This is a genomic window from Corynebacterium sp. HMSC067D03, from assembly GCF_001811185.1.
Taxonomy (GTDB): Bacteria; Actinomycetota; Actinomycetes; order Mycobacteriales; family Mycobacteriaceae; genus Corynebacterium; species Corynebacterium coyleae.
Map to the genome: position 1 here is coordinate 1 of NZ_KV803794.1, position 801 is coordinate 801.

Consider the following 801-nt stretch of genomic DNA (forward strand, 5'->3'; position numbering starts at 1 on the left):
ACGGGTTAACCTCGCGACATGCCGCTGACTCGCAGGCTCATTCTTCAAAAGGCACGCCATCACACACAAACGGTGCTCTGACGGATTGTAAGCGCATGGTTTCAGGAACTCTTTCACTCCCCTCCCGGGGTACTTTTCACCATTCCCTCACGGTACTATTCACTATCGGTCACACTGGGTATTTAGGCTTACCGGGTGGTCCCGGCAGATTCACAGCAGATTTCACGAGCCCGCTGCTACTCGGGGAAAACATGATCAGACAACATATGCAACGCCTTCACGTACGGGGCTCATCACCCGCTCCGGCACGCCATCCCAGACGTTTCCGCTAACGCACACACACCATCCTGCGGTCAGGTAGCCCGCAACGATCACACCCCACAACACCGCACACGCAACCCCTACCCAGGTATCACACGCACACGGTTTAGCCTCATCCGCTATCGCTCGCCACTACACACGGAATCACAAATTGTTTTCTTCTCCTGTGGGTACTGAGATGTTTCACTTCCCCACGTCACCTCCACACAGGCTATGCATTCACCTGCAGGTAACACCACACAACTGGTGTTGGGTTTCCCCATTCGGACATCCTCGGATCAACGCACTGTTGGCAACTCCCCGAGGCTTAACGCAGCCTCACACGTCCTTCATCGGCCCAGCATGCCAAGGCATCCACCATACGCCCGTAACACAAAACAACAATTACGGTCGCTACAAAAACTGCAGACAACTCAACAAACAAAAATTACACAAAAAGAACAAGATGCTCGCGTCCACTATACAGTTCTCACACAACAC

1 rRNA gene is annotated in these 801 nt (G+C 53.2%); it reads right to left on the bottom strand.

From position 1 onward, the window contains the following. A 23S ribosomal RNA gene (locus HMPREF2785_RS03075) occupies positions 1-702 on the bottom strand; the annotation flags it as partial. Between the last annotated feature and the right edge of the window lie 99 nt (positions 703-801).